A 306-nucleotide genomic window follows, 5' to 3' on the forward strand; every position below is an offset into this window, starting at 1 on the left:
CAGCGGAACACTCATTAGCCAAAATGCTACGCAGTGTGAAAGCTAACCTACGAACGCACCATTTTTCCGACTGCTTCAAGCAGAGTAACCAACAGCACTTATTGAGTAACCACGACGGCCCCTGCAAATTAATCAGGAGCTTCCATATCAATGAGAACTTTGAGGTTGTCACCTTTCTAGCATCAAAGACCAATACAGTTAATTTGAGAGAGTTTTTGGACGCACACTCCGAGGTTCACGAAGCGGAATTGGCACTAACTTGTTAGCGCGAATAACCAAAACTTTTTCCGACCAAAACCAAAAATC

The 306-nt window shown here is 43.8% G+C and carries 1 protein-coding gene; it reads left to right on the plus strand.

The window, feature by feature from the left end; translation table 11 throughout:
• Positions 1-266 (plus strand): hypothetical protein (locus AB4585_RS25240; RefSeq protein WP_372171508.1); only part of this gene is annotated, 266 nt, incomplete at its 5' end.
• Positions 267-306 lie beyond the last annotated feature (40 nt).

Origin of the sequence: Vibrio sp. 10N.222.49.C9 (assembly GCF_041474985.1) — a bacterium.
Lineage (GTDB): Bacteria > Pseudomonadota > Gammaproteobacteria > Enterobacterales > Vibrionaceae > Vibrio > Vibrio crassostreae_C.